Source organism: Kitasatospora sp. P5_F3, assembly GCF_054049135.1.
This window is the reverse complement of the sequence record NZ_JBFUMY010000033.1, coordinates 54,290-76,514: the sequence shown is the minus strand read 5'-3', so window position 1 is coordinate 76,514 and position 22,225 is coordinate 54,290. Positions and strand designations below refer to the sequence as shown.

Below are 22,225 nucleotides of genomic sequence, written 5' to 3'. Positions count from 1 at the left end.
GCCTGGCCGGGGTCGTTACCCATCGTCGCTGATCCGCCGGGCTGTCGCCGCGATTTGCGGCAATCCTCAGGGAGAGACCAGGGGCACATCAGGGGCGCACGACCGACCGTTCTGACGGTCCGTCCAGCGGGCGAGGTCGGCCGGAGTGTCCAGGTCGTCCGGCACGGCGACGTCGCCGCACTCGACCAGGCGCACGTCAGGGGCGTGCGCGGACAGCAGCGCGCGGGCCCCGGCGTCGCCCTCCGCACCGGCGGCCGCCTCGGCGAAGTGCCGGGCGGCGATCAGTACGGGGTGCCCGCGCCGGCCGCCATAGGCCGCGGCGGCCAGTTCGGCGCCGGCCCGGTGGGCGGCCAGCAGTCGGGCGACGGCGGCGGGGGTGACGCCGGGGGTGTCCACCAGCATCACCAGGACGGCGTCGGCCCCGGCGGGCAGGGCGGTCAGTCCGGCCAGCCCGGCCCGGAGCGAGGAGCCCATACCGCTGGTCCAGTCAGGATTGTCGACAAGAAGACAGTTGCCGGTGTCGGCGGTGGCCCGTACCTGCTCGGCGGCCGCGCCCAGCACCGCGACCGTGGTGTCGCAGCCGCCGGCCCGGACCACGGCCAGCGCGTGTTCCAGCAGGGGGCGGCCCCGGTAGCCGATCAGCGCCTTCGGCCGGCCGCCGAGCCGCCGCCCGCCGCCCGCGGCGAGCACCAGGGCTGGAACGTAAGGGAGAGCGGCCATGAGACCAGTCTGCCGCCCGGTCCGGGGCCGGGGGAGTTGTGTGATCGCACAATGGTGGTCGGTGCTGCCGGGGTGGCGGCCGGGTCTTCCACCCCTGGAACTTCCCGGGGCTGGGACCTGTACTGAACAGATGTACACCGCACCTCCTCCGCTGGTGGACCGGTACGGCCGGGTCCACACCGATCTGCGGGTCTCCCTCACCGACCGCTGCAACCTGCGCTGCACGTACTGCATGCCGGCCGAGGGGCTGAACTGGCTCCCCAAGGCCGAGGTGCTCACCGACGACGAGATCGTCCGGCTGGTCCGGATCGCGGTCACCCGGCTGGGCATCAGGTCGATCCGGCTGACCGGCGGCGAACCGCTGCTCCGGCGCGGCCTGCCCGGCCTGGTCGCCCGGCTGACCGAGCTCGGCCCCGAGGTCTCGCTCACCACCAACGGCATCGGCCTGGCCCGGATGGCGGCCGACCTGAAGAGCGCCGGGCTGCACCGGGTGAACGTCAGCCTGGACACCCTGCGGCCCGAGCGCTACGCCGAGATCACCCGCCGGGACCGGATCACCGACGTGTTCGCGGGGCTGGCCGCTGCCCAGGCCGCCGGTCTGGCGCCGGTGAAGATCAACGCGGTGCCGGTGCGGGGGGTGAACGAGGACGAGATCCTCGACCTGGTCGAGTTCGCCGCCGAGCACGGGTACCTGATGCGGTTCATCGAGTCCATGCCGCTGGATGCCCAGGGAGCCTGGGAGCGGGACAAGATGATCACCGCCGACGAGCTGCTGGCCGTCCTGACGGAGCGTTGGGAGCTGATCCCGGTCGGCCGGCACGGCAACGCCCCGGCCGAGGAGTGGCGGATCGCCGGGACGGACACCGTGGTCGGCGTGATCGCCTCGGTGACCCGGCCGTTCTGCGGCGGCTGCGACCGGGTCAGGCTGACGGCCGACGGGCAGCTGCGGAACTGTCTGTTCGCCACCCAGGAGTCGGACCTGCGGGCGCTGCTGCGCGGCGAGGCCGACGATCCCGCGATCGAGCAGGCCTGGCGCAACACCATCGCCCGCAAGGGGCCCGGCCACGACATCAACTCCGCCGACTTCGTCCAGCCGGACCGGCCGATGTCCGCGATCGGGGGTTGAGGGGTCGCCTCCGGCGGGGTTCGGGGTGGCGTGGGTGTGCGGTTGGGCTGGCCGATGTCCGCGATCGGCGGGTGGTGCGGGCGGCTCCGACGCAGCGTCAGGCGCCTGCGGGTTCGGGGGTGGGCGCGGGCTCGCCCCGGCCCGACCAGAGCAGGGCCCCGGCCAGTAGGGCCACGCCCCCGAGCAGCCAGGGCAGCGACCCGGCCGGCAGTGTGCCGGCGGTCAACCCGGCGGCGGCGCCGGTCAGTTGCAGGGACAGGGACTGGACGGAGAGCGCGGTGGCGCGTCCGGCGCCGGTGACCCGGCGGTGCAGCAGGTCGCTCTCGTTCGGCCCCGCCGCACCCAGCCCGAGGTAGAGCAGGCCGTAGCCGGTGGCGGCGAGCAGCAGGGCGGCCGGGCCTCCGTACGGCATGGTGGCGCCGAGTAGCAGCAGGCCGACCGCGCCGGTGCCCAGGCTCGCCAGGACCGCGCGCTCGCCGCTGCCCGCCAGCCGGGCGACCGTGGGCGCGAGCTGGCTGCCGAGACCCGAGCAGACGAAACCGGCGCAGGCGAGCCCGGCGAGAAGCACTGCGCCCGACTCGGGCCGGCCGGTCAGGGCAGCGGACCGTCCTGGGGCGAGGAGTTCGACCGTGGCCAGCGCGGCCCCGGTTGCCCCGGCGCTCAGCAGCACCCGGCGGAGCAGGTCGTCACGGGCCCCCAGGCGCAGCCCGTCGAGCACGGTGGCCGGGACGCCCCGGAGCAGGCCGCGTACGGTGACGGGCGGTCGGGCGGGCTCGGGCAGGGCGGTCAGGACGTAGCAGACGAAGGCGATCTCGACGGCCGCGCCCAGCAGCAGCGGGACGGAGAGCGGGAGCACCAGACCGGCGGTGGCCGCGCCGAGGTCGAGGCCGGACCGGCTTCCGAGCAGCCAGGGCAGGCCGCCACCGACCAGCGTGCCGAGGGCGAGGGCGGCGGAGGCCGCCGAGCTGCCCCTGGCCAGGCCGGTGCGTAGCTCCGCGTCGGGCCCTGAGACCGCCTGGACGGTGTCGACGTACCAGGATTCGGCCGGGCCGCTGAACAGCGCGCGGGCCGCGCCCTTGAGGACCGCCCCGAGGGCGAGCAGCCAGAGTGCGGTGCCGAGTGCCTGGAGGGTGAGCGCGACCAGGCTCAGCAGCCCGGCGGCAGCGAGCACGGGTCGGCGGCCGAGGACATCGGAGAGGCCGCCGGTGGGCAGTTCGAGTGCGGCGGCGGTGAGCGAGTAGGCGGCGACCAGGCCCGCGACGCCGGCCAGCGTGACGCCCCGTTCGGTGAGCAGCAGGACCAGGGGAGCGATGGTCAGGCCGACCGGCAGCCAGCAGAGGAAACTGACCGTCAGATAGCGGCGGCGGGCCTGCGGCTCGCTCACTCCGTGCCTGCGGTGGGCTCGTGCGCCGCCAGCGGCAGCCCGGCGGCGAGTACGACCACCTGGGCTGCGCGCGGGTCGGTCTCGTCCCGGGCGGTCAGTTCGGTGAGTTTCCGCTCGAAGGTCTGCCACAGCTCGGCCAGCGACTCGGGCGTCAGACGGGGCATCAGGTCGCTGATCCCGGACGGCTCCACCCACTCGGGCCCGAGCCGCCCGGCGGCGATGTCCTGTTCGTGCCGGGCGAGCGAGCTCTCCAGGTGCTCGACCTGACGCCGGCGGAGCAGGCTGAGGGAGGCCCGGCCGTCCGGGGTGGCCGCCAGCGCCTCGTTGCTCCACGAGGTCAGGGCGTGCACGGCCTGCCAACGGCGCTCCCGCCCGTCGCGGTGCGCGGCCTCGGCGACGAACGCGTACTTGGCCAGGACCCGCAGGTGGTAGCTGGTGGAGGCGGAGGACTCCCCGGTCCTGGCGGCGAGTTCACTCGCGGTGGCGGGGCCGTCCTGCCGCAGCAGGCCGAGCAGGCGGATCCGCAGGGGGTGGGTGAGGGCCTTCAGTGCGGCCGCGTCCTGGGTGGGATCGAGCAGGCGGTGGTCGTCTTCGGAGGGCATGACCGGAGCCTAGGGCGGCCGAAGAGTTTGCAAAAGTAGTTTTGCAAAACTTCTTTGGTAAAGCTCGGATCAGCCGGCGCACTGGGCGAGCATGACCTTCTTGTCGGCCGGGGCGACCGGGAGTTGGTACTTGAGCGAGACCTGGGCGAACCGGACGGCGTAGGAGCAGCGCACCGCCTCGTTGGCGGGCAGCCACTCGGCCGGGCCTGAGTCGCCCTTGGAGGCGTTCTGCGAGCCGTCGGCCGGGATCAGGTTGAGCGGGTCGTTGGCGATCTGGACCCGCTTGGCCTTGTCCCACTTGGCGGCGCCCATCTGCCAGTCGTAGGACAGCGCCATCACGTGGTCGATCTGGATCTTGCCGGCCTGCTGCTTGTTCCACTGGACGGTCTTGCCGGTGTACGGGTCGTAGATGGTCATCCCGGTCACCACGCACGTCGAACCGTCCTTGTGCTCAAGGGACTTGCCGTCCCGGGCGAGCAGGTCGTCACGGGTGCCGCAGTCGTTGTGGCCGAGCGGCACGCCGTCCACGTTGTCCGTCCACGGCGGGCCGAACTGGTCGCGGTCGTACCCGGCCTTGCCGCCGCTCTCGCCGGTGGCCACCTTGGCGATCAGGTCGCGGGCGGCCTTGCGGTCCTCGGGCGAGGTGATCGGGCCGAGGCCGGGCTTGGTGCCGTCCGGGTTCTGCAGCGGGTTGCTGCCGAGGGCGGTGGCGGGGGCCCGGTCCTGGGAGTTGGCGCCACTGCTGCAGGCCGCCAACGCCGGTGCGAGCAGCAGGAGAAGAGCGGTCGCGATCAGGGTGGTACGGCGGTCGCGCACGGAGTTCTCCCCCGGGTGGTGGTGTGGGTGGCTGACGGTTCACCAGCAGAGCAGCCGCCTCACGGGGGGTCAAGTCGGCGCGACGGCGCACCGCGCGGGTGCGTGGAGGCTCACATCCGGGATGCGGGACGAGGGGAAACGCATGCGAGGAATCGGGGGTGGGGGTGATATTCGTGTGCGGTGAATAAAAAGATCGTCAGATTGTTCCGGTGCAGTGCGACGGCCGTGGTGGCAGCCGTACTGCTGGCCGGGTGCACGAGTTCCGCCGCCCCCTCCGCCGACTCGGCCGGCTCGCCGACTCCGGTCGCCAGTACGACCCCCAGCCCCACCCCGAAGCCGACGGGTGAGGCGGACCCGGCGCTGAAGCCGTTCTACGGCCAGCAGATCGCCTGGGCGGCCTGTGCGGACGACGCCGGGACCGAGAAGGTCGACGAGTCCGCGTTCCAGTGCGGCAAACTGCGCGTTCCGCTGGACTACGCGGCTCCCGCCGACGAGGCGATCGAGATCGCGCTGGCCCGCCGTCAGGCCGCCAAGCCCGACCAGCGGCTGGGCTCGCTGCTGGTGAACCCGGGCGGCCCGGGCAGCTCCGGGGTCGGGCATGTCCAGCATTCCTCGCTCTACCGGGAGGGCCCGCTGCGCGACCGCTTCGACCTGGTCGGCTTCGACCCGCGCGGGGTGGCCTCGAGCGCTCCGGTGCGCTGCCTGGACGACAAGGCGCAGGACGCCTGGGACTCCTCCGACGCCCGGAACGGCAGCCGCGGCAAGACGCTGGCGGACGGCTGCGCGGCCAACTCCGGCAAGCTGCTCGCCCACGTCGGCACCCGCGACGCCGCGCGGGACCTCGACGTGCTGCGGGCCGCCCTCGGCGAGCCGAAGCTCAACTACCTCGGCTTCTCCTACGGCACCTACCTCGGCACCCGCTACGCCGAGCAGTTCCCGGAGAAAGTCGGCCGGGTGGTGCTGGACGGTGCCGTGGACCCGCTGACCACGACCTTCGACAGCACCGTGCTGCAGACCATCAGCTTCGAGAAGTCGCTGCGGGCCTTCGCCGCCGACTGCGCCGGACAGGCACAGTGCACTCTCGGCAAGGACCCGGCCAAGGCGGCCGAGAAGCTGGCCAAGTTCCTCGACGGTCTCAAGGACGAGCCGCTGACCACCTCCGACGGCCGCAAGCTGACCGCCTGGTCCGGCTGGACGGGTGTGCTCGCCGGGCTGTACGGCGACCGGTCCCGCTGGGAGAACCTGCGCAACTCGATCGGCTGGGCGATGGCCCGGGACAAGGGCGACTACCTGCTCGCCCTGGCCGACAGCTACTACGGCCGGGAGGACAACGGCACCCACGACAACGGGATGGACGCCTACGCGGCGATCCTCTGCGCCGACCCGATGGCCGCGCCGCCGACCGACGCGCAGTTCCAGGCCGCGAAGCAGCAACTGCACGACCAGGCCCCGCTGATCTCCGCGCACTTCGCCGACGAGGACCTGTTCGACCCGGACTGCCGGGCCTGGCCGTACCACCCCGTCGAGCAGCTCAAGCCGATCGGCCCGACCGGACCCGAGCCGATCCTGGTGGTCGGCTCCACCGGCGACCCGGCCACCCCGTACGCCTGGGCGGAGAAGCTCAGCACTCTGCTGACCAACGGCGTGCTGCTCACCCGGGAGGGGGAGGGCCACACCGGCTACGGCAAGAACACCTGCACCACCGACGCGGTGAACGCCTTCCTGACCACGGGTCAGGCGCCCCCGAAGGGCACCCGCTGCGCCTGAGGCCCGGCCCCGGCCGGTCCGGGACAGGTCAGTTGCCGGTGGTCAGGTCGTAGACCGTGGTGCCGCCGACCGTCCGGGCCGTGAAGGTGGCCGCGACCCAGGCGGAGATCTCGGACGACTGGCTGGAGCCGCCCATGCTGCCGCCGCCCATCCCGCCTTCCGCGCCGCCCATGCCGCCCGCACCGCCGATGAAGTAGTGCACCTTGCCCTGCTGGACGTACTGCTTGAACGCGTCCAGGGTGAGCGAGGGGTCGGAGCCGTTGAAGCCGCCGAGGGCCATCACCGGTGCACCGGTCGCGAGTTGGTAGCTCGCCTGGTTCTGCGAGCCGACCGCTGCGGCGATCCAGGTGTACCGGTCGGCGTCCTGCTTCAGGAGCTTCGCCAGCTCGTCGCTGACCTGGGCGCCGTTGATCAGGCCGCCCATGCCACCACCGCCCGCGCCGCCGCCCATACCGCCGCGGCCGCCGGTCTCGCCGATGCCGCCCGCAGGGAGCCGCCCGCCGGTCTGGCCACCGGGCCGGCCGCCGCCCTGCGGGAATGCGCCACCCGGGACCGCCCGGGCGCCGGGCGGCAGTTGGCCGCCGCCGGGGATGAGCGTCAGCCGACCGTCCTCGCCGCCGCCGGGGAGCCGCATGCCACCGGGGCCGCCCATCGCACCCTCGACCCGGGGGCCGGCGGTCGGGATCGAGCCGGTGTGCGCGGTCGAGACGGTGTCCACCGCGTACGCCGCAGGCCCGCCGAGTACGGCGGCCAGTGCCACCACTCCGGCGGCCGCACCGATCCGTCCGGCCACCCGGGCGGGCAGCCTGGTGCCCGCGAGCAGGGCGACGGCAGCCAGCAGGCCGCCGACCAGGACCGCCCAGCGCAGCCACGGCACGAAGTCGGTGCTGCGCCCCAGCAGGACGTACCCCCAGACCGCGGTGCCGCCGACAACGAGGCCGAGCAGCGCCGCGTACGGCAGCCGCCGGCGGGCCCGCCAGAGGCCGTCCACGCCCATGCCGACCAGTGCGGCCACCGCCGGGGCCAGCGCCACCGTGTAGTACTGGTGGAAGATGCCGGACATGTAACTGAAGGTCAGCGCGGTGCAGAGCAGCCAGCCGCCCCAGACCAGGAAGGCGGTCCTGGCGCCGTCGGTGCGCGGGGCCCGGCGGGTGGCCCAGAGGCCGACCAGCAGCAGGAGCAGCGCGGCGGGCAGCAGCCAGGCGATCTGGCCGCCGATGTCGCCGTCGAACAGCCGGGTGATGCCGGTCTCGCCCCAGCCGCCGCCCTGGCCGCCACGGCCACCGCCGCCGCCGACGCTGCCGGTCTCCTCACCGGTCAGTCGGCCGAAGCCGTTGTAGCCGAAGGTGACGGAGAGGAAGCTGTTGTCCTGCGAGCCGCCGATGTAGGGCCGGGCGGAGGCCGGGGTGAGCTCGACGATCGCCACCCACCAGCCGGCCGAGGCGATCATCGCCCCGGCGCCGTACAGGAGTTGGAGCACCCGTCGGCCGAGCCCGGTCGGTGCGACCAGCAGGTACACCAGGGCGAAGGCGGGCAGCACCAGGAAGGCCTGCAGGGTCTTGGTGAGAAAGCCGAAGCCGAGCATCATGCCCACGAAGAGCATCCACCGGGTACTCGCCGTCTCGGTGGCCCGCACCAGGCCGTACGCGGCCAGCGTGAGCAGCAGCACCAGCAGCGCGTCCGGGTTGTTGAACCGGAACATCAGCGCGGCGACCGGCGTGAGGGCCAGCACCGCACCGGCCACCAGGCCGCCGAGCGGGGAGAACCGGCGGCGCACCGTGGCGTACACGGTGCCGACGGTGGCCACGCCCATCAGGACCTGCGGGGCCAGCAGGGCAAAGGAGTTGAGGCCGAAGATCCGGACCGAGAGGGCCATCGGCCAGAGCGACATCGGCGCCTTGTCGACGGTGATGAAGTTGGCCGCGTCCGAGGAGCCGTAGAAGAACGCCTTCCAGCTCTGCGAACCGGCCTGGACGGCGGCCGAGTAGAAGGAGTTGGCCCAGCCGGAGGAGCTCAGATTCCAGAAGTAGAGCAGCGCGGTGGCGGCCAGCAGGCCGAGCAGCGCGGGGCGGGCCCAGGCCGGGTCGTCAGGTCGGCCGCGCCAGGCGCGGGTGGGCAGCGTCCGCAGTCGGCCGGCCCAGGAGGACGGGCCCTTGGGGCCGGCCGCCGGGAGCTCGACGGGTGGGAACAGTGGTTCGACCGTGGCCCGTGCCGGGGGCTCGGGGGTCTCCGGCGGCGGGTAGTTCGCAGCCTCGGGCCACGGTTCACTGGTGGGAGGAGGGGAACTGGTCGTGGTCATGAGCGCTACGCTCTGCTGCCCCGCTGAGATTTTCGTGAAGCACAGCTATGAGCACGGTCAGGAATTGACCGGAGCGCCGTCAGGCCGGCTGAACGGGCGTCAGCTGTTTGCCGAGCCACTCCAGCGCGGGCGGGATCTCCCTGGTCCAGGTGTGGAAGTTGTGGCCGCCGCTGTCCAGGGTGATGGTGGCCAGCCTGGTCGGCGCCTTGAAGGCGGCCACCATCTTCTGGGTGGCCGGGTAGTTCTGCTCGTTGTAGCTGGTGGCCAGCCTGGTCGGCGCCTTGAAGGCGGCCACCATCTTCTGGGTGGCCGGGTAGTTCTGCTCGTTGTAGCTGGTGGCCAGCAGCAGCGCAACGGTCGGCGGCGGCGTGTGCTTCAGCCGCCAGACCAGGTCGTTCTCCCGCTCCAGCTGCTCGTTGCCGCCGAACAGGTCACCGGTGGTGACATCGGTCGGCGCGGTGTAGTAGCCGGACAGCGAGATCGCGGTGCGGTACGAATCCGGCCTGCGCAGCGCGAACTTGAGCGCGCAGTAGCCGCCGGTGGAGTTGCCGATCACCGCCCGCTGCTCAGGCTGGTCGGACACCCGGTAGGAGGCCGCCACCGCCTTCGGCAGGTCCTCGGCGAAGTAGGTCTCCACCTGCGGTCCGTTCGGGATGTCGATGCACTCGGTGTCCCGGTTGCCGACCACGGTCGGACGCATCATCACCAGCACGGTCGGCGGCAGCTTCCCGGCCTCGACCGCGGCCAGCGCCGAGGCGGGGTACGCCATCAGCGAGATCAGCTTCTCCGCCGACCCGGGGTACCCGGCCAGCACCAGGGCCATCGGGAACTTCCGTTCGGCGTACCCCGGTTGGAAGTACTGCGGCGGCAGGTAGACGTACGCGGAGCTGCTGAGTCCGGAGGACGCGCCCTTGATCTCGACCTGCTGGATCACCCCCGCGCGCTCCCGGGCCGAGCCCTGCGAGGAGTACACCTTCTGCTCGCCCCGGACCGCGACCGGCTTGCCGGGCTGCTGCTCGACCACCGTGCCGGGCTCGCCGTCGGAGCCGAGCAGGTCGCTCCAGCTGGTGTAGAAGCCGAAGTAGGAGTTGGCCACCAGGCCCATCGCCACCAGCACGGTGACCTGGGTGGCCAGGAAGGCGCCGAGCCGACCGGTCCAGGACTTCCAGCCGGGTCCGGCCAGTTTCGGCCAGAGCGAGAGGGTGGCGACGAAGGCGGCCGTCGCGAGCAGGACGGCGATGATCTGAGTCAGGTTTCCGGTCAGGCTGGGCACTTGCTGATCGTAGATGAGAGATTCCTGAGAGTTCGCCAGACCCCACCGACCGGGCACCGGCGGGCGGCAGAGGGTCGGAGCGGTACTCCGCGCCCGTGCTATAAACGGCCACATGAGCGAAGCCCTGGCCCGGCGGGCCGCCACGCTGGAGGATGTGGCCCGAGCTGCGGGTGTGTCCCGGTCCACGGTGTCCCGGGTCATCAACAACATCCGCAACGTCGACCCCGAGTTGCAGCAGACCGTCCGCGACGCGGTGGCCGCCACCGGATACGTCCCCAACGCCGCCGCGCGCGCCCTGGTGACCCGGCGGGCGGGTGCGGTGGCGCTGGTGATGTCCAGCTCGGCCGGGCAGGAGGAGATCTTCACCGACCCGTTCTTCGGACGGGTGGTGGGCGGAATGATCGGCGCGCTGCGCCCGCTCGGGGTCCACCCGGTGCTGATGCTGGCCGACGACCCGGCCGCCCGCGAACAGGTGCTCTCCTACCTGCGGCAGGGCAACGCGGACGGCGCGATGCTGGTCTCCACCCGGGCCGACGACCCGCTGCCGGGCCGGCTGCTCGAAGCCGGGCTGCCCACCGTGCTGTTCGGCCGGCCGGCCGAGCCGCTGCCGGGGCAGCTGAGCTGGGTGGACCTGCGCAATGTCGAGGGCGGCCGGCTGGCCGCCGAGCATCTGCGGGCCAGGGGCTGCCGACGGATCGTCACCATCGCGGGTCCGGCCGCGATCTCGGCCGGGGCGGACCGGCTGGCCGGTGCCCGGGCGGTGCTCGGCGACATCCCGGCGGTCGAGGGCGACTTCGGCCAGGCCAGCGGGGCCCGGGCGATGGAGCGGCTGCTGGCCGAACACCCGGACCTGGACGGGGTGTTCGCCGCCAACGACCTGATGGCGCGTGGCGCGGTGGCGGTGCTCACCGAGCACGGCCGACGGGTGCCGGCGGATGTCGCGGTGATCGGCTTCGACGACAGCAGCGCCGCCACGGTCGGGCTGCCGCCGCTCACCACGGTGCGGCAGCCGGTGGAGGAGATGGCGGCCGAGATGACCCGGATCCTGCTGGACCGGATCGCCGACCCGCTCTCCGGGCCCGGCTCGGTGCTGTTCGATCCTGAACTGGTGATCCGCGAGTCCGCCTGACCGGCGAAGGAAATTCGTACACCTCTCGATGGATGAGTGGCACCGGTCTAGTCCACTATCGTTCCGGTAGCCACCGGGAGGCCCGATGATCCGCTCTGCGCAGAGCCGCACCATCCATGCCGGACACGCGTCGGGAGCGGTGGTCCGCTGCGGCGTCTCCGACGCGATGCTGGCCGAACTCCCGGTCTCCGTCGTGTTCTTCTACGACAAGGAACTGGACCGGGACCGGCTGGCGGCCGGACTGGCCGAGGCGCTCGGCCGGGCACCGCTGTTCGGCGGGCGGCTGCGGGCGGGCGAGGACGGACTGGAGATCGTCTGCTCGGACGCCGGGGTGCCGCTGGTGACGGCCGAGGCGGCCGAGACGCTGCCCGAGGCGATGAGCAGGATGACGCTCGGCTCCTCCGGCTACGTGGACCACGTCGAGGCCAACCGGGCGCACTCCGGCGAGGCGCCGCTGTTCACCGTCAAGGTCAGCCGACTGGCCGACGGCGGAACGGCGTTGGGGTGCTCCTGGCACCATGTGATCGGGGACGTGCAGAGCTTCATGACGCTGATGCGGGCCTGGTCGGCGGCGGTCGAGGGCACCGAGCCGCCCGAGGTCGGCATCGCCCGTGACCGGGAGAGCTTCCTGGACGCGGTGCTCCCGGCCGAGGACTCCGGACGGCTCGGGTTCCGGATCCCGGAGCCGGCGGAGGCCGAGCTGCTGGCACACGAGTTCCGTACCGCGCCGCGCGCCAACCGGACCGTCCAGGTCTACTTCACCGACGGCGAAGTGGCCGCGATGAAGGCCGAGTTCGGCGCCGCCACCGGGCGGCGGCTGTCGGCCAACGACGTGCTCGCGGCCCATGTGGTCACCACCGTCCGGCAGTTGGACGAGGACACCGAGGCCCGTGACCTGCTGCTGCCGGTGAACGTCCGGCGGCACCTGGGCATCCCGGCCGGTCAGCTCGGCAACCTGCTGGGCGAGGTGGTGCTGCGCTGCGCCCCGGCGGGGGAGCCGGCCGCGCTGGCCGCCGGGATCCGCTCGGCCGTGGACGAGTTCGCCACCGCGCACCTCAGCCTGCGGACCAACCGGGACTTCCTGGCCTCGGTCGGCCGGGAGCGGCTGCGGGACTGCGTGCCGCTGGGCTTCGACCCGGCCAACAAGACCTTCACGCTCTCCAGCTGGAGCAAGGCGGGGGTGTACGAGGTGGCCTTCGAGGGCCACCGCCCGCTCGCTTTCAGCCCCGGTGCCAGTGTCCAACTCCCCCGCCGGGGCCACCGACGCGGCCCTTACGGGAAGGAGACGACCACCGAGGGGGTGGTGCCCGTACCCGAGGTGGGCGCACCGATGTCGTTGATCACGTGGTTGTACTGGCCGTTGCCGCCCAGCGAGACCACCAGCAGGTCGTGGAACTTCACGCCCGGCTTGACCGGTGCCTCGAAGCCGTGGTCCTGACGGATGGTCGGGTCCACGTTGTAGTAGCAGTAGCTGCCCAAGCCCCAGCCCTCGTGGGTGGTGACGTTGTCACCGACCTTGTAGGCCGCGTACCCCTGGACCGAACCGTTCTGCACGGCGGCCTGGTTGGGCGCGTCGTAGGCCTTCTCGTTCTGGAAGAAGACGGTCTTGCCGTTGTTGCCGTACCACTGCACGTCGTACTTGTTGAAGTGCTCGACGAACAGGCCGGTGGCCAGCACGTCGTCGCCGTTCACGACCAGGCCGTAGTCCGAGCGGTTGGTGTCCCAGCCCCAGCCCTCGCCGTGGTCGGCGCGCCACAGCCAGGTGTGGTCGATGATCGCGTCGTCGCTGTTCACCACGACGGCGGTGGTCGCCTTGCCGGCGCCCGCGCCGCCGACCCGGACGAAGACGTCCTGGACGGTGGTCGGGTTGGCGCCGTGGTCGGCGGCGGAGTTGGCCGGGCCGACCTCCAGCAGGGTGGCCGAGTTGACCGGGCCCGCGTCGATCAGGAAGCCGGCCAGCTTGACCCCGTCCACGTCGGCGACCCTCATCGCCGTCACCCCGTTGTCCGGGATGATCGTGGCCAGGCCGAGGCCGAGCACCACGGTGTCCGCGCGGGTCACGTTGATGGTCTGGTCGACGTGGTAGACGCCGGGCGTGAACAGCAGGTTGAGGCCCTGGGCCAGCGCCGCGTTGACGGTCGCGGCGGTCGCGCCGGGCTTCACCACGTAGAACTGGTTCAGCGGGATCGAGCTGCCCTGCGGGGTGCCCGCCCAGGAGACGCCGCTCGCGTTGGTGCGCTTGGCCGGGGTGAAGACCTTGTAGTCGTTGCCGTCCAGGTAGAGGAAGGGCTTCTCCCGGGAGACCGGGGTGGTGTCCAGCGTGGTGTACGGCGGGTTCGGGAAGGCCCCGCCGGCCGGAGCGCCCTGGACACCGGAGAAGACCTGGTTCCAGACGCCGTTGCTGAAGCCCTGGATCGAGCTGTCCCGGGTGTACCACTGCTGCTGCGAGTAGTTGCCGATCTGGCCGTCGACCTTGCTGTCGGCGATGTAGCCGCCGGAGGCCCAACCGTAGCCGCTGGGGGCCAGGTTGAGACCGCCCTTGACGTGCATCCGGCGGAACGGTGCGGCCTGCGAGACCGCCCAGCGGTCGGTGCCGTTGACGGGGTTGAGCGCGAGGTTCTCGGTCGAGCGCCAGAAGTTCTGGGTGGCGTTTCCGTTGAACCAGCCCGCGTCGACCGTGACGTCACCGTTGATGTTGGTGTCGTCGGGGGAGAGGCCGAGGCCGGAGATCGAGGTGTAGAAGCCGATCTGCGCGTTCAGGTTGTTGTACGTACCCGGCTTGAACAGGAACTGGTAACGGCCGGTGCCGAACTGGGCCGACTCCTGCTGGGCGAAGACCTCGTCCAGCTTCGCCTGGATGTTCGGCGTCGAGGGGTCGAAGACGATCACGTTCGGGCCGAGGTCGCCGCCACCGGGGATCGGCGGCACACTGCCGCCGCCCGTGTTGACCTGGAACTCCCAGAGCGAGTAGCCGTAACCGGTGCCCCGGGTCTGGCCGTTCATCCTGACGTACCGTCCGGAGCCGCTGACGTCCAGGCTCTCGGTGCCGCCCGTGCCGTTGGTGGTGGTCCGCACGGTGGTCCAGCTGGTGCCGTCGTTCGAGGTCTGGAGCTGGTACGACTTCCCGTACGCGGCCTCCCAGTTGAGCACCACGTGGCAGATCTGCTGGACCGAGCCCAGGTCGACCTGGAGCCACTGCGGGTCGCTCGCGGCGGAGGCCCAGCGGGTGCCGTTGTTGCCGTCGGTGGCCAGGGCTGCGCCGGTGCCGCCGTTCTCGGTCGAGGAGGCGGTGGTCGGCCTGCCCTGGGCGGCGTTGGTGGTGCCACAGGTCGGGGGTGTGGCGCCGGTGGTTCCGAAGACCTGGAACTCCCAGAGCGAGTAGCCGTAGCCGGTGCCCCGGGTGATGCCGTTCATCCTGACGTACCGTCCGGAACCGGTGACGTTGATCGTCTCCAGGCCGCCGGTGCCGTTGGTGGCGGTGTACACGGTGGTCCAGCTGGTGCCGTCGGCCGAGGTCTGGAGCTGGTACGACTTCCCGTACGCGGCCTCCCAGTTGAGGACGACCTTGCTGATGGTGGCGGTGGCGCCCAGGTCGACCTGGAGCCACTGCTGGTCGGTCGCGGCCGAGGACCAGCGGGTGCCGTTGTTGCCGTCGACGGCCAGGGCCGCGCCGGTGCCGCCGTTCTCGGTCGAGGAGGCGGTGACCGTCTTCCCCTGCGAGATCAGCGAGTCGGCGGCGCTTGCGGTGGCGCCGGGTAGGGCGAGCACTGCTCCGGAGAGCAGGGCAAGCGTGGTGGTGGTCGCGGCAATACCGCGTGCCGAAGTGAGCCTCACGGGCTTCTCCTGCGCTGGGTGGGGTGGGGGTGGGGGAGGCGCAGCGGCGGACAGACGCGCCGTCGGAGTATCTCGGAGAGCGCTCCCCGAGGGGAGTGTGTAGGGCTCAACTTCCCACTGTCAAGGAGCCGGTGAGCATTCGGCACACGATCGAGTTGCACTGTCCAGGGGCTCGGGGAACTGCGAGGAGATCTGGCGCGTGGGTCACTGCGAAGGTGCCTGACCACCCTCGACCTGCAACGTCTTCCGAGGTCGGCGTCGCAGTTCCCCGAGCCCCTGGCATGTGCCACCTGGGCGCAGTGCGTGAGCTCTACGGTCGAGCGGACAGGTCTCCGCCCGAGTCGAGGAAGCGCGAGAGCGGGAGGGTGGCGGCGCCGACGGTGACGGCGTCGGGGCCGAGCCGGCCGAGCTCGATGGAGGTCTGGGCCCGGGGGAAGCGCAGGGCGTACGAGGTGGCCGCGTCCCGGACGGCGGGAAGCAGGCGGGGGCCGAGCAGCAGTCCGGCCCAGCCGCCGATGATGATCCGTTCGGGGTTGAACAGGTTGATCAGGTCGGCGATCGCCGCGCCGAAGTACTCGGCGGACTCGGCGAGCAGCGCGACGGCTGACGGTTCGTCGCGTTCGGCGGCGGCCAGCAGGGCCGCCAGGCCCTCCTTCTCCGAGCTGCCGGGCGGCGCCTCGCCCCAGCGCTCGACCAGCGCCTCGGCGCCGACGTACGCCTCCAGGCAGCCCCGGGAGCCGCAGCGGCAGAGCCGTCCGCCGACGTGCACCTTGGTGTGACCCCACTCGCCCGCGCTGCTGGTGGCGCCCCGGAACCGGGCGCCGTCGGCGATCACGCAGGCACCGACACCCGAGCCGAACAGCGCGACCACCGCGTGCCTGGCGCCCTGCCCGGCGCCGAACCACATCTCGGCCTGGCCGAGCGTCTTGGCGCCGTTGTCGACGTAGAGCGGCAGGTCGGTGCCGGCCCGCAGCAGGCGGCCGAGCGGGACGGCGTCCCAGTCCACGGTCTGGCTGTGCACCACGATGCCCAGTCCGTCCTGGCCCGGTTCGCCCTGCTCGACGATGCCGGGCACCCCGACGCCGACGCCCAGCACCTGGGACTCCCGGACGCCGGTCCGCTTCAGCACCTCGCCGATGCCGGTGAGCATCAACTCGACCACGTGGTCCACGTCGTGGCCGTGGTCGGAGAGCGGGTGGTCGCTCGCGGCGAGCTCGGTCAGGGCCAGGTCGAACAGTGCGACCCGGACCTGGGTCTCGCCGACGTCCACCCCGATCAGGTGGGCCCGGTCCGGGGTGACCTGGAGCAGGATGCGCGGTCGGCCGCCGTCCGACTCGACCGATCCGCACTCCTCGACCAGGCCGTCCGAAATCAGTTCGCCCACCACGTTGCTGACCGATCCGCCGCTCAGTCCGCTGATCTGGCCCAACTCCTGTCTGCTCAGCGGACCTTCGAAGTACAGCCGGTGCAACAGGGTGGATCGACTGCCCCGTCGCAGGTCACGGACGGTCTGCTTGCCTCGCTCTGCCATCTGGTCTCCCTCCTGATCCGAATCTATCGCTGCACGGACTCTTGACGCCAGCTTTTCTCACACGTTAAATCACGGTCCGAAGTAAGCATCAGAGCTGGCGACTTCACCCCACCATCCCCACCCACTCGTCCGAGAGGGACACGGTCATGCGCATCAACCGTCTTGCTGCGGCCACCGCCCTGGTTTCCGTCCTCACCCTGACCGCCACCGCCTGCGGCGGCGGTTCCACCTCCGGAGGCGGCGACAACAGCAGCCCCAAGACTCTCACCTACTGGGCGAGCAACCAGGGCACCAGCCTGGAGAACGACAAGCAGGTCCTCGAACCCGAGCTGAGAAAGTTCGAGGCGCAGACCGGCATCAAGGTGAAGCTGGAGGTGGTCCCCTGGTCCGACCTGCTGAACCGGATCCTCGCCGCCACCGCCTCCGGCCAGGGCCCCGACGTGCTGAACATCGGCAACACCTGGTCCGCCTCGCTCCAGGCCACCGGCGCGCTGCTGCCGTTCGACGACGCCACCTTCGGCAAGATCGGCGGCAAGGACCGGTTCCTCCCGGCGACCATCGCCTCGGCCGGCGCGGCGGGCAAGGCCCCCGCGGCGGTGCCGCTGTACTCGATGGCGTACGGCCTCTACTACAACAAGAAGCTGTTCGACGCGGCCGGCATCAGCAAGCCCCCGGCCACCTGGGAGGAGCTGGTGGCGGACGGCCAGAAGCTGACCAAGGACGGCAAGTACGGCCTGGCGATCGAGGGCGGCAACGTCTCGGAGAACGTCCACCACGCCTTCGCCCTCGGCAAGCAGCACGGCGCGGACTGGTTCGACGCCGCGGGCAAGCCGGCCTTCGACACCCCCGAGGCGGTCGCGACGGTCAAGCAGTACGTCGACTTCATCGCCAAGGACAAGATCGCAGCCCCCGGCAACGCCGAGTACGCCGCCAACCAGTCGGTCACCGACTTCGCGAGCGGCAAGGCCGCGATGCTGATGTGGCAGGCCGCCGGGGCCTCGCTCAAGTCGCACGGGATGAACCCGGATGACTACGCGGTCGCGCCGATCCCGCTGCCCGCCGGTGCCAGCGGTAGCAAGGCGACCAGCTCGATGGTCGCGGGCATCAACCTGGCGGTCTTCAAGAACAGCAAGAACACCGACGGTGCGCTGCAGTTCGTGAAGTTCATGACCAGCAACGAGGAGCAGATCCAGCTCAACAAGACCTACGGCTCGATCCCGCCGGTGAAGGACGCCCAGGCCGACTCCGCCTTCGCCACCCCCGAGCTGAAGATGCTGTCGAACGTGCTCGCCACCAGCGCGGCCCCGCTGCCGCAGGTCGCCAACGAGAGCCAGTTCGAGACCCTGGTCGGCACGGCGGTGAAGAACCTGCTGGCCGCAGCCGCCGCCGGCAAGCCGGTCACCGAGGACTCGGTGAAGGCGGAGCTGACCAAGGCCCAGCAGCAGATGCCGGCCAGCTGACATGACCAGACGGCGACTTGGCCTGCCTTACCTGCTCCTGCTCCCGGCGCTCGCCCTGGAGTTGCTGATCCACCTGGTCCCGATGGTGGTCGGCATGGTGATGAGCTTCAAGCAGCTCACCCAGTTCTACATCCGGGACTGGTCGACCGCTCCGTGGTCCGGCCTCGACAACTACCGCGTGTCGGTGGACTTCTCCGCCCCGATCGGCCAGTCGCTGCTGAACTCGTTCTGGGTCACCTGCCTGTTCACCGCCCTGGCAGTCGGGTTCTCCTGGCTGCTGGGGACGGCGGCGGCGGTCTTCCTGCAGGAGTCGTTCCGGGGCCGCGGGCTGCTCCGGACGCTCTTCCTGATCCCGTACGCCCTGCCGGTGTACGCGGCAGTGATCACCTGGTCGTTCATGTTCCAGCGCGACACCGGGCTGGTCAACCACGTCCTGGTGGACCAGCTGCACCTGTTCGACGAGAAGCCGTTCTGGCTGATCGGCGACAACAGCTTCACCGCGCTGGTAGTGGTGGCGGTCTGGAAGACCTGGCCGTTCGCCTTCCTCACCCTGATGGCCGGCCTGCAGAACATCCCGCGCGAGCTGTACGAGGCGGCGGCGATGGACGGCGCCGGCGTCTGGCAGCAGCTGCGGAAGATCACCCTGCCCTCGCTCCGGCCGGTCAACCAGGTGCTGGTGCTGGTGCTCTTCCTGTGGACCTTCAACGACTTCAACACGCCCTACGTGCTGTTCGGGAAGTCCGCGCCGGAGCAGGCCGACCTGATCTCCATCCACATCTACCAATCCTCCTTCGTCACCTGGAACTTCGGGGCGGGCTCGGCGATGTCCGTACTGCTGCTGCTCTTCCTACTTCTGGTGACCGCCATCTACCTCTTCTTCACCTCACGCCGGAGGGACGCCGATGCCTAGGTCACTCCGACGGTCGGGGGGCGGCGTCGCGACGCCGGGGCACGCACCTCGCCGGCTTCTCGTCAGTCGCCGCAGCTCCGCTGCTACTCCTTCCTCGGCACCGCCGAGCCACGCACCCCAACGCCGCTCCTTCTTCCGCCCCCCGACCGCCGGAGTGACCAGGCCCCCCGCCTCGTTCCTCTGGACCCGCCGGATCTTCCTCACCCTGCTGACCGCCTTCACCCTCACCCCCGTGCTGGTGATGGTCAGTTCCTCGCTCAAGCCACTGCAGGACGTGCAGGGGCAGTTCCGTTGGATCCCCAGCGAGCTGACGTTCCGTCCGTACCTGGACATCTGGAGCACCGTCCCGCTGGCCGACTACTTCGTCAACTCGCTGATCGTGTCGGTGAGTGCGACCGTGCTGTCGGTGCTGATCGCGATCTTCTCGGCGTACGGCGTGAGCCGGTACCGGTTCCGGGGACGGAAGTTGTTCACCGTCACGGTGCTCTCCACCCAGATGTTCCCCGGCATCCTGTTCCTGCTGCCGCTCTTCCTGATCTTCGTGAACATCGGGAACGCCACCGGTGTCGCGCTGTACGGCAGCCGGGGCGGGCTGATCCTGACCTATCTGACCTTCTCGCTGCCGTTCTCGATCTGGATGCTGGTCGGCTACTTCGACTCCATCCCAAGAGACTTGGACGAGGCGGCGGCGGTGGACGGCTGCGGCCCGCTGCGCACCCTGGTGCGGATCGTGGTGCCGGCCGCCACCCCCGGGATCGTCGCGGTCAGCGTGTATGCCTTCATGACCGCCTGGGGCGAGGTGCTGTTCGCCTCGGTGATGACCAACGACACCACCCGCACCCTCTCGGTCGGGCTGCAGGGCTACGCCACCCAGAACGACGTGTACTGGAACCAGGTGATGGCCGCGTCCCTGGTGGTCAGCGTGCCTGTGGTAGCCGGCTTCCTCCTTCTTCAGCGCTACCTGGTCGCCGGGCTCACCGCCGGGGCCGTCAAGTGACCCTCTCCGAAAGGCAGATGATGGATCTCAGTGCTCTCCCCGACGACTTCCTCTGGGGCGCGGCCACCGCCGCCTACCAGATCGAGGGCGCGGTGAACGAGGACGGCCGGGCGCCCTCGATCTGGGACACCTTCTCCCACATCCCCGGCAAGGTCGACAACGGCGACACCGGTGACGTGGCGTGCGACCACTACCACCGGTGGCCCGAGGACCTCGGCCTGGCCGGCCAACTCGGCCTGGATGCCTACCGGTTCTCGATCGCCTGGCCCCGGGTGGTGCCGCTCGCCGACGGCGTGGTCAACCCGGCCGGACTGGACTTCTACGACCGCCTCACCGACGCCGTGCTCGCCGCCGGGATGACGCCCTTCCCCACTCTCTACCACTGGGACCTCCCACAGGCCCAGCAGGACCGGGGCGGCTGGGCCGTCCGCGACACCGCCCTGCGGTTCGCCGAGTACACCGAGGTGGTGGCCGCACGGCTGGGTGACCGGATCACCCACTGGGCCACCCTCAACGAGCCGCTCTGCTCGGCCTGGATCGGCCACCTGGACGGCACGATGGCCCCCGGCATCACCGACCTGACCACCGCCGTCCGGGCCTCGTACCACCTGCACCTGGGCCACGGCCTGGCCACCCAGGTGCTCCGTTCCACCGTCCCCGGCGCGCAGATCGGCATCGTCAACAACCTCAGCCCGATCGAGGCCGCCTCCTCCAGCGAGGCGGACCTGGCGGCCGCCGTCCGGGCCGACGGTCACATCAACCGCTGGTGGCTGGACCCGGTGTTCGGCCGGGGCTACCCCGAGGACATGGTCAAGCTCTACGGCGTCGACCTCCCGATCCAGGACGGCGACCTCGACCGGATCGGCGCCCCGCTGGACTGGATCGGACTCAACTACTACTTCCGCCAGTTCGTCGCCGACGACCCGACCGCCCCGGCCCCCGGCTTCCGCCAGGTCCGCGGCCCGAACGCCGAACACACCGCGATGGACTGGGAGGTGCACGGCCCCGGCCTGGAGCAGCTGATCCTCCGCCTCGCCGAGGACTACGGCGCCCGGAAGATCTACGTCACCGAGAACGGCTCCGCCTACCAGGACACCGTGGCCGCCGACGGCACCGTCCACGACCCGGAGCGCACCGCCTACTTCGAGCAGCACCTCGCCGCCTGCGCCCGCGCGGTCGCCCAAGGCGCCCCGCTGGCGGGCTACTTCGCCTGGTCCCTGCTGGACAACTTCGAGTGGGCGTACGGCTACGACAAGCGCTTCGGCCTGGTCCACGTCGACTACGAGACCCAGCAACGCACCATCAAGACCAGCGGCCACCGCTACGCGGAACTCATCCGCAACCACCGCACGCGGTAGTACCTCGCCCGGAGGTCGCTCCGTCGCCCAGCTCGCTATCAGGGCCACAGCAAGCACCGCCGCCTCCAAGGCGAGCCTGCAGGCCTCGGGCGCCATGCCCAACGGCCAGGATGCAGGCACTTCAACCGCCTGGCAGAGCTGCAAGATCTCACCGCCGTTGGCGGGCCAGATCATCTCATCCTCGGATAGCGCCCTCCTCGCCCAGCAGCTGCGCGGCGAAAGACTCCCGCCCGTACCCGAGGCCGGCGGACCACGGGTACGGGCGGAGAGCTGGTGAGCACCGGACCTCAGCCCGATACCCTCCGGAACGGTGTTCGTACCGGCCGGTCAGCCGTTGGGGAGAGCATGAGCTCACCGTCCTTCTTGACGAACTCGAGGTAGGTCGTGCAGGGCTTGCCCGGCCCGAAATAACCGTCGAGCGTCACGTACATCCCAGGTTCGGAGTCGTTGCGATGCGCGAGCTTCCAGGTGCCGGTATAGGGCCTGGGGGTTCCGAACTCCGTCTGGCTGCCGACGCAGAACGACTCGGCGACAGTGGCCGCGCCGATCCGCCCGTCCTGCAGGATCTTGAGTGTCTCGCCCGCTACCGACCAGTTCCCGACCGGGTTCAGAGCCGGAGTCGATCCCCTCCCGAACAGCAGGAAGGCAAGCGCGGCAACGGCGCTGACAGCAGTCGACAGTGCCACGCAGTGCCGGGGCAGTTTCACGGAGCTCCTTTCAGTGTTCGCTATTCGTCTAGTCGTGGAAGTCGCTCTGCCTGGCGTAGATGTCCTCGCGAACGTACTGGTTCGCCTGGGCCACGATGTACTTGAGAGCGTCCGCCTGCACCGTTCAGTTCTGCTGACGTTTCTGGGTGTCCCGGCCGATCGGCCGTCCCTTCACGTTGTTGTAGAGGTCTGTCAGGTGATCCGGACAGGTATCTCCGACCGGCGTTCCCGTCTCGTGTGCGACACCCCCCGACAACGGAGCGGCTGCCCTTCGGTACGACTGCAACTCGACCTACACCGACCAGGTCTGGA

At 70.9% G+C, this 22,225-nt stretch carries 16 protein-coding genes and 1 pseudogene; 8 read left to right on the top strand and 9 right to left on the bottom strand.

Features of this window, described 5'->3' with window-relative positions; translation table 11 throughout:
- Positions 1-66: 66 nt before the first annotated feature.
- Entirely contained in the window at positions 67-720 is a 654-nt protein-coding gene (locus ACXJMZ_RS21310) for a nucleotidyltransferase family protein (RefSeq protein WP_457031651.1), read from the bottom strand.
- 130 nt (positions 721-850) lie between these two features.
- Here ACXJMZ_RS21310 and moaA point away from each other — a divergent pair, with 130 nt between their 5' ends.
- Positions 851-1,846, top strand: a complete 996-nt coding sequence (gene moaA, locus ACXJMZ_RS21305; protein ID WP_457031650.1) for a GTP 3',8-cyclase MoaA — start codon at positions 851-853, stop codon at positions 1,844-1,846.
- 97 nt (positions 1,847-1,943) lie between these two features.
- Here moaA and ACXJMZ_RS21300 read toward each other — a convergent pair whose 3' ends face one another.
- The 3 genes from ACXJMZ_RS21300 to ACXJMZ_RS21290 form a co-directional block, all read right to left on the bottom strand.
- Complete coding sequence (locus tag ACXJMZ_RS21300; RefSeq protein WP_457031649.1) at positions 1,944-3,230, bottom strand: MFS transporter; 1,287 nt, start codon at positions 3,228-3,230, stop codon at positions 1,944-1,946.
- A complete protein-coding gene (locus ACXJMZ_RS21295) occupies positions 3,227-3,832 on the bottom strand; it encodes an ArsR/SmtB family transcription factor (protein WP_457031648.1) in 606 nt (201 codons plus the stop codon). Before ACXJMZ_RS21295 ends, ACXJMZ_RS21300 begins: the two co-directional genes overlap by 4 nt.
- Positions 3,833-3,901: 69 nt before the next feature.
- A complete protein-coding gene (locus tag ACXJMZ_RS21290; protein WP_457031647.1) occupies positions 3,902-4,648 on the bottom strand; it encodes an HNH endonuclease family protein in 747 nt (248 codons plus the stop codon).
- A 228-nt stretch (positions 4,649-4,876) separates the two neighbouring features.
- Between ACXJMZ_RS21290 and ACXJMZ_RS21285 the strand changes: the two genes are divergently transcribed.
- Positions 4,877-6,415: an alpha/beta hydrolase gene (locus ACXJMZ_RS21285; protein WP_457031646.1), complete on the top strand. Its 1,539-nt coding sequence runs from the start codon at positions 4,877-4,879 to the stop codon at positions 6,413-6,415.
- A 28-nt stretch (positions 6,416-6,443) separates the two neighbouring features.
- On the opposite strand, the gene ACXJMZ_RS21280 is transcribed toward ACXJMZ_RS21285, so the two are convergent.
- On the bottom strand, positions 6,444-8,714 hold the full coding sequence (locus ACXJMZ_RS21280; protein ID WP_457031645.1) for an ArnT family glycosyltransferase: 2,271 nt from the start codon (positions 8,712-8,714) through the stop codon (positions 6,444-6,446).
- Positions 8,715-8,793: 79 nt separating this feature from the next.
- Entirely contained in the window at positions 8,794-9,987 is a 1,194-nt protein-coding gene (locus tag ACXJMZ_RS21275; RefSeq protein ID WP_457031644.1) for an alpha/beta hydrolase, read from the bottom strand.
- A gap of 112 nt (positions 9,988-10,099) precedes the next feature.
- Between ACXJMZ_RS21275 and ACXJMZ_RS21270 the strand changes: the two genes are divergently transcribed.
- Together ACXJMZ_RS21270 and ACXJMZ_RS21265 are read left to right on the top strand one after the other, a co-directional pair.
- Positions 10,100-11,116, top strand: coding sequence for a LacI family DNA-binding transcriptional regulator (locus ACXJMZ_RS21270; RefSeq protein WP_457031643.1), 1,017 nt, complete (start codon positions 10,100-10,102; stop codon positions 11,114-11,116).
- An 85-nt stretch (positions 11,117-11,201) separates the two neighbouring features.
- Positions 11,202-12,341: pseudogene (locus ACXJMZ_RS21265) on the top strand (acyltransferase); the annotation flags it as partial.
- Between the two features lie 47 nt (positions 12,342-12,388).
- Here ACXJMZ_RS21265 and ACXJMZ_RS21260 read toward each other — a convergent pair.
- Together ACXJMZ_RS21260 and ACXJMZ_RS21255 are read right to left on the bottom strand one after the other, a co-directional pair.
- A complete protein-coding gene (locus ACXJMZ_RS21260; protein WP_457031642.1) occupies positions 12,389-14,950 on the bottom strand; it encodes a discoidin domain-containing protein in 2,562 nt (853 codons plus the stop codon).
- 310 nt (positions 14,951-15,260) lie between these two features.
- Positions 15,261-16,481: an ROK family transcriptional regulator gene (locus ACXJMZ_RS21255; RefSeq protein ID WP_457031641.1), complete on the bottom strand. Its 1,221-nt coding sequence runs from the start codon at positions 16,479-16,481 to the stop codon at positions 15,261-15,263.
- Positions 16,482-16,627: 146 nt separating this feature from the next.
- On the opposite strand from ACXJMZ_RS21255, the gene ACXJMZ_RS21250 reads away from it, so the two are divergent.
- The 4 genes from ACXJMZ_RS21250 (at position 16,628) to ACXJMZ_RS21235 (ending at position 21,206) form a co-directional block, all read left to right on the top strand.
- Positions 16,628-17,941, top strand: coding sequence for an ABC transporter substrate-binding protein (locus tag ACXJMZ_RS21250; protein ID WP_457031640.1), 1,314 nt, complete (start codon positions 16,628-16,630; stop codon positions 17,939-17,941).
- Position 17,942: 1 nt separating this feature from the next.
- Entirely contained in the window at positions 17,943-18,851 is a 909-nt protein-coding gene (locus ACXJMZ_RS21245; RefSeq protein WP_457031639.1) for a carbohydrate ABC transporter permease, read from the top strand.
- A gap of 154 nt (positions 18,852-19,005) precedes the next feature.
- Positions 19,006-19,848, top strand: coding sequence for a carbohydrate ABC transporter permease (locus tag ACXJMZ_RS21240; protein ID WP_457031638.1), 843 nt, complete (start codon positions 19,006-19,008; stop codon positions 19,846-19,848).
- Positions 19,849-19,865: 17 nt separating this feature from the next.
- Positions 19,866-21,206 carry a GH1 family beta-glucosidase gene (locus ACXJMZ_RS21235; RefSeq protein ID WP_457031637.1) on the top strand — a complete coding sequence of 447 codons (1,341 nt, stop codon included), beginning with the start codon at positions 19,866-19,868 and terminating at the stop codon, positions 21,204-21,206.
- A gap of 287 nt (positions 21,207-21,493) precedes the next feature.
- Here the strand turns inward: ACXJMZ_RS21235 and ACXJMZ_RS21230 are convergent, their stop codons facing one another.
- Positions 21,494-21,913 carry a hypothetical protein gene (locus ACXJMZ_RS21230; protein WP_457031636.1) on the bottom strand — a complete coding sequence of 140 codons (420 nt, stop codon included), beginning with the start codon at positions 21,911-21,913 and terminating at the stop codon, positions 21,494-21,496.
- Between the last annotated feature and the right edge of the window lie 312 nt (positions 21,914-22,225).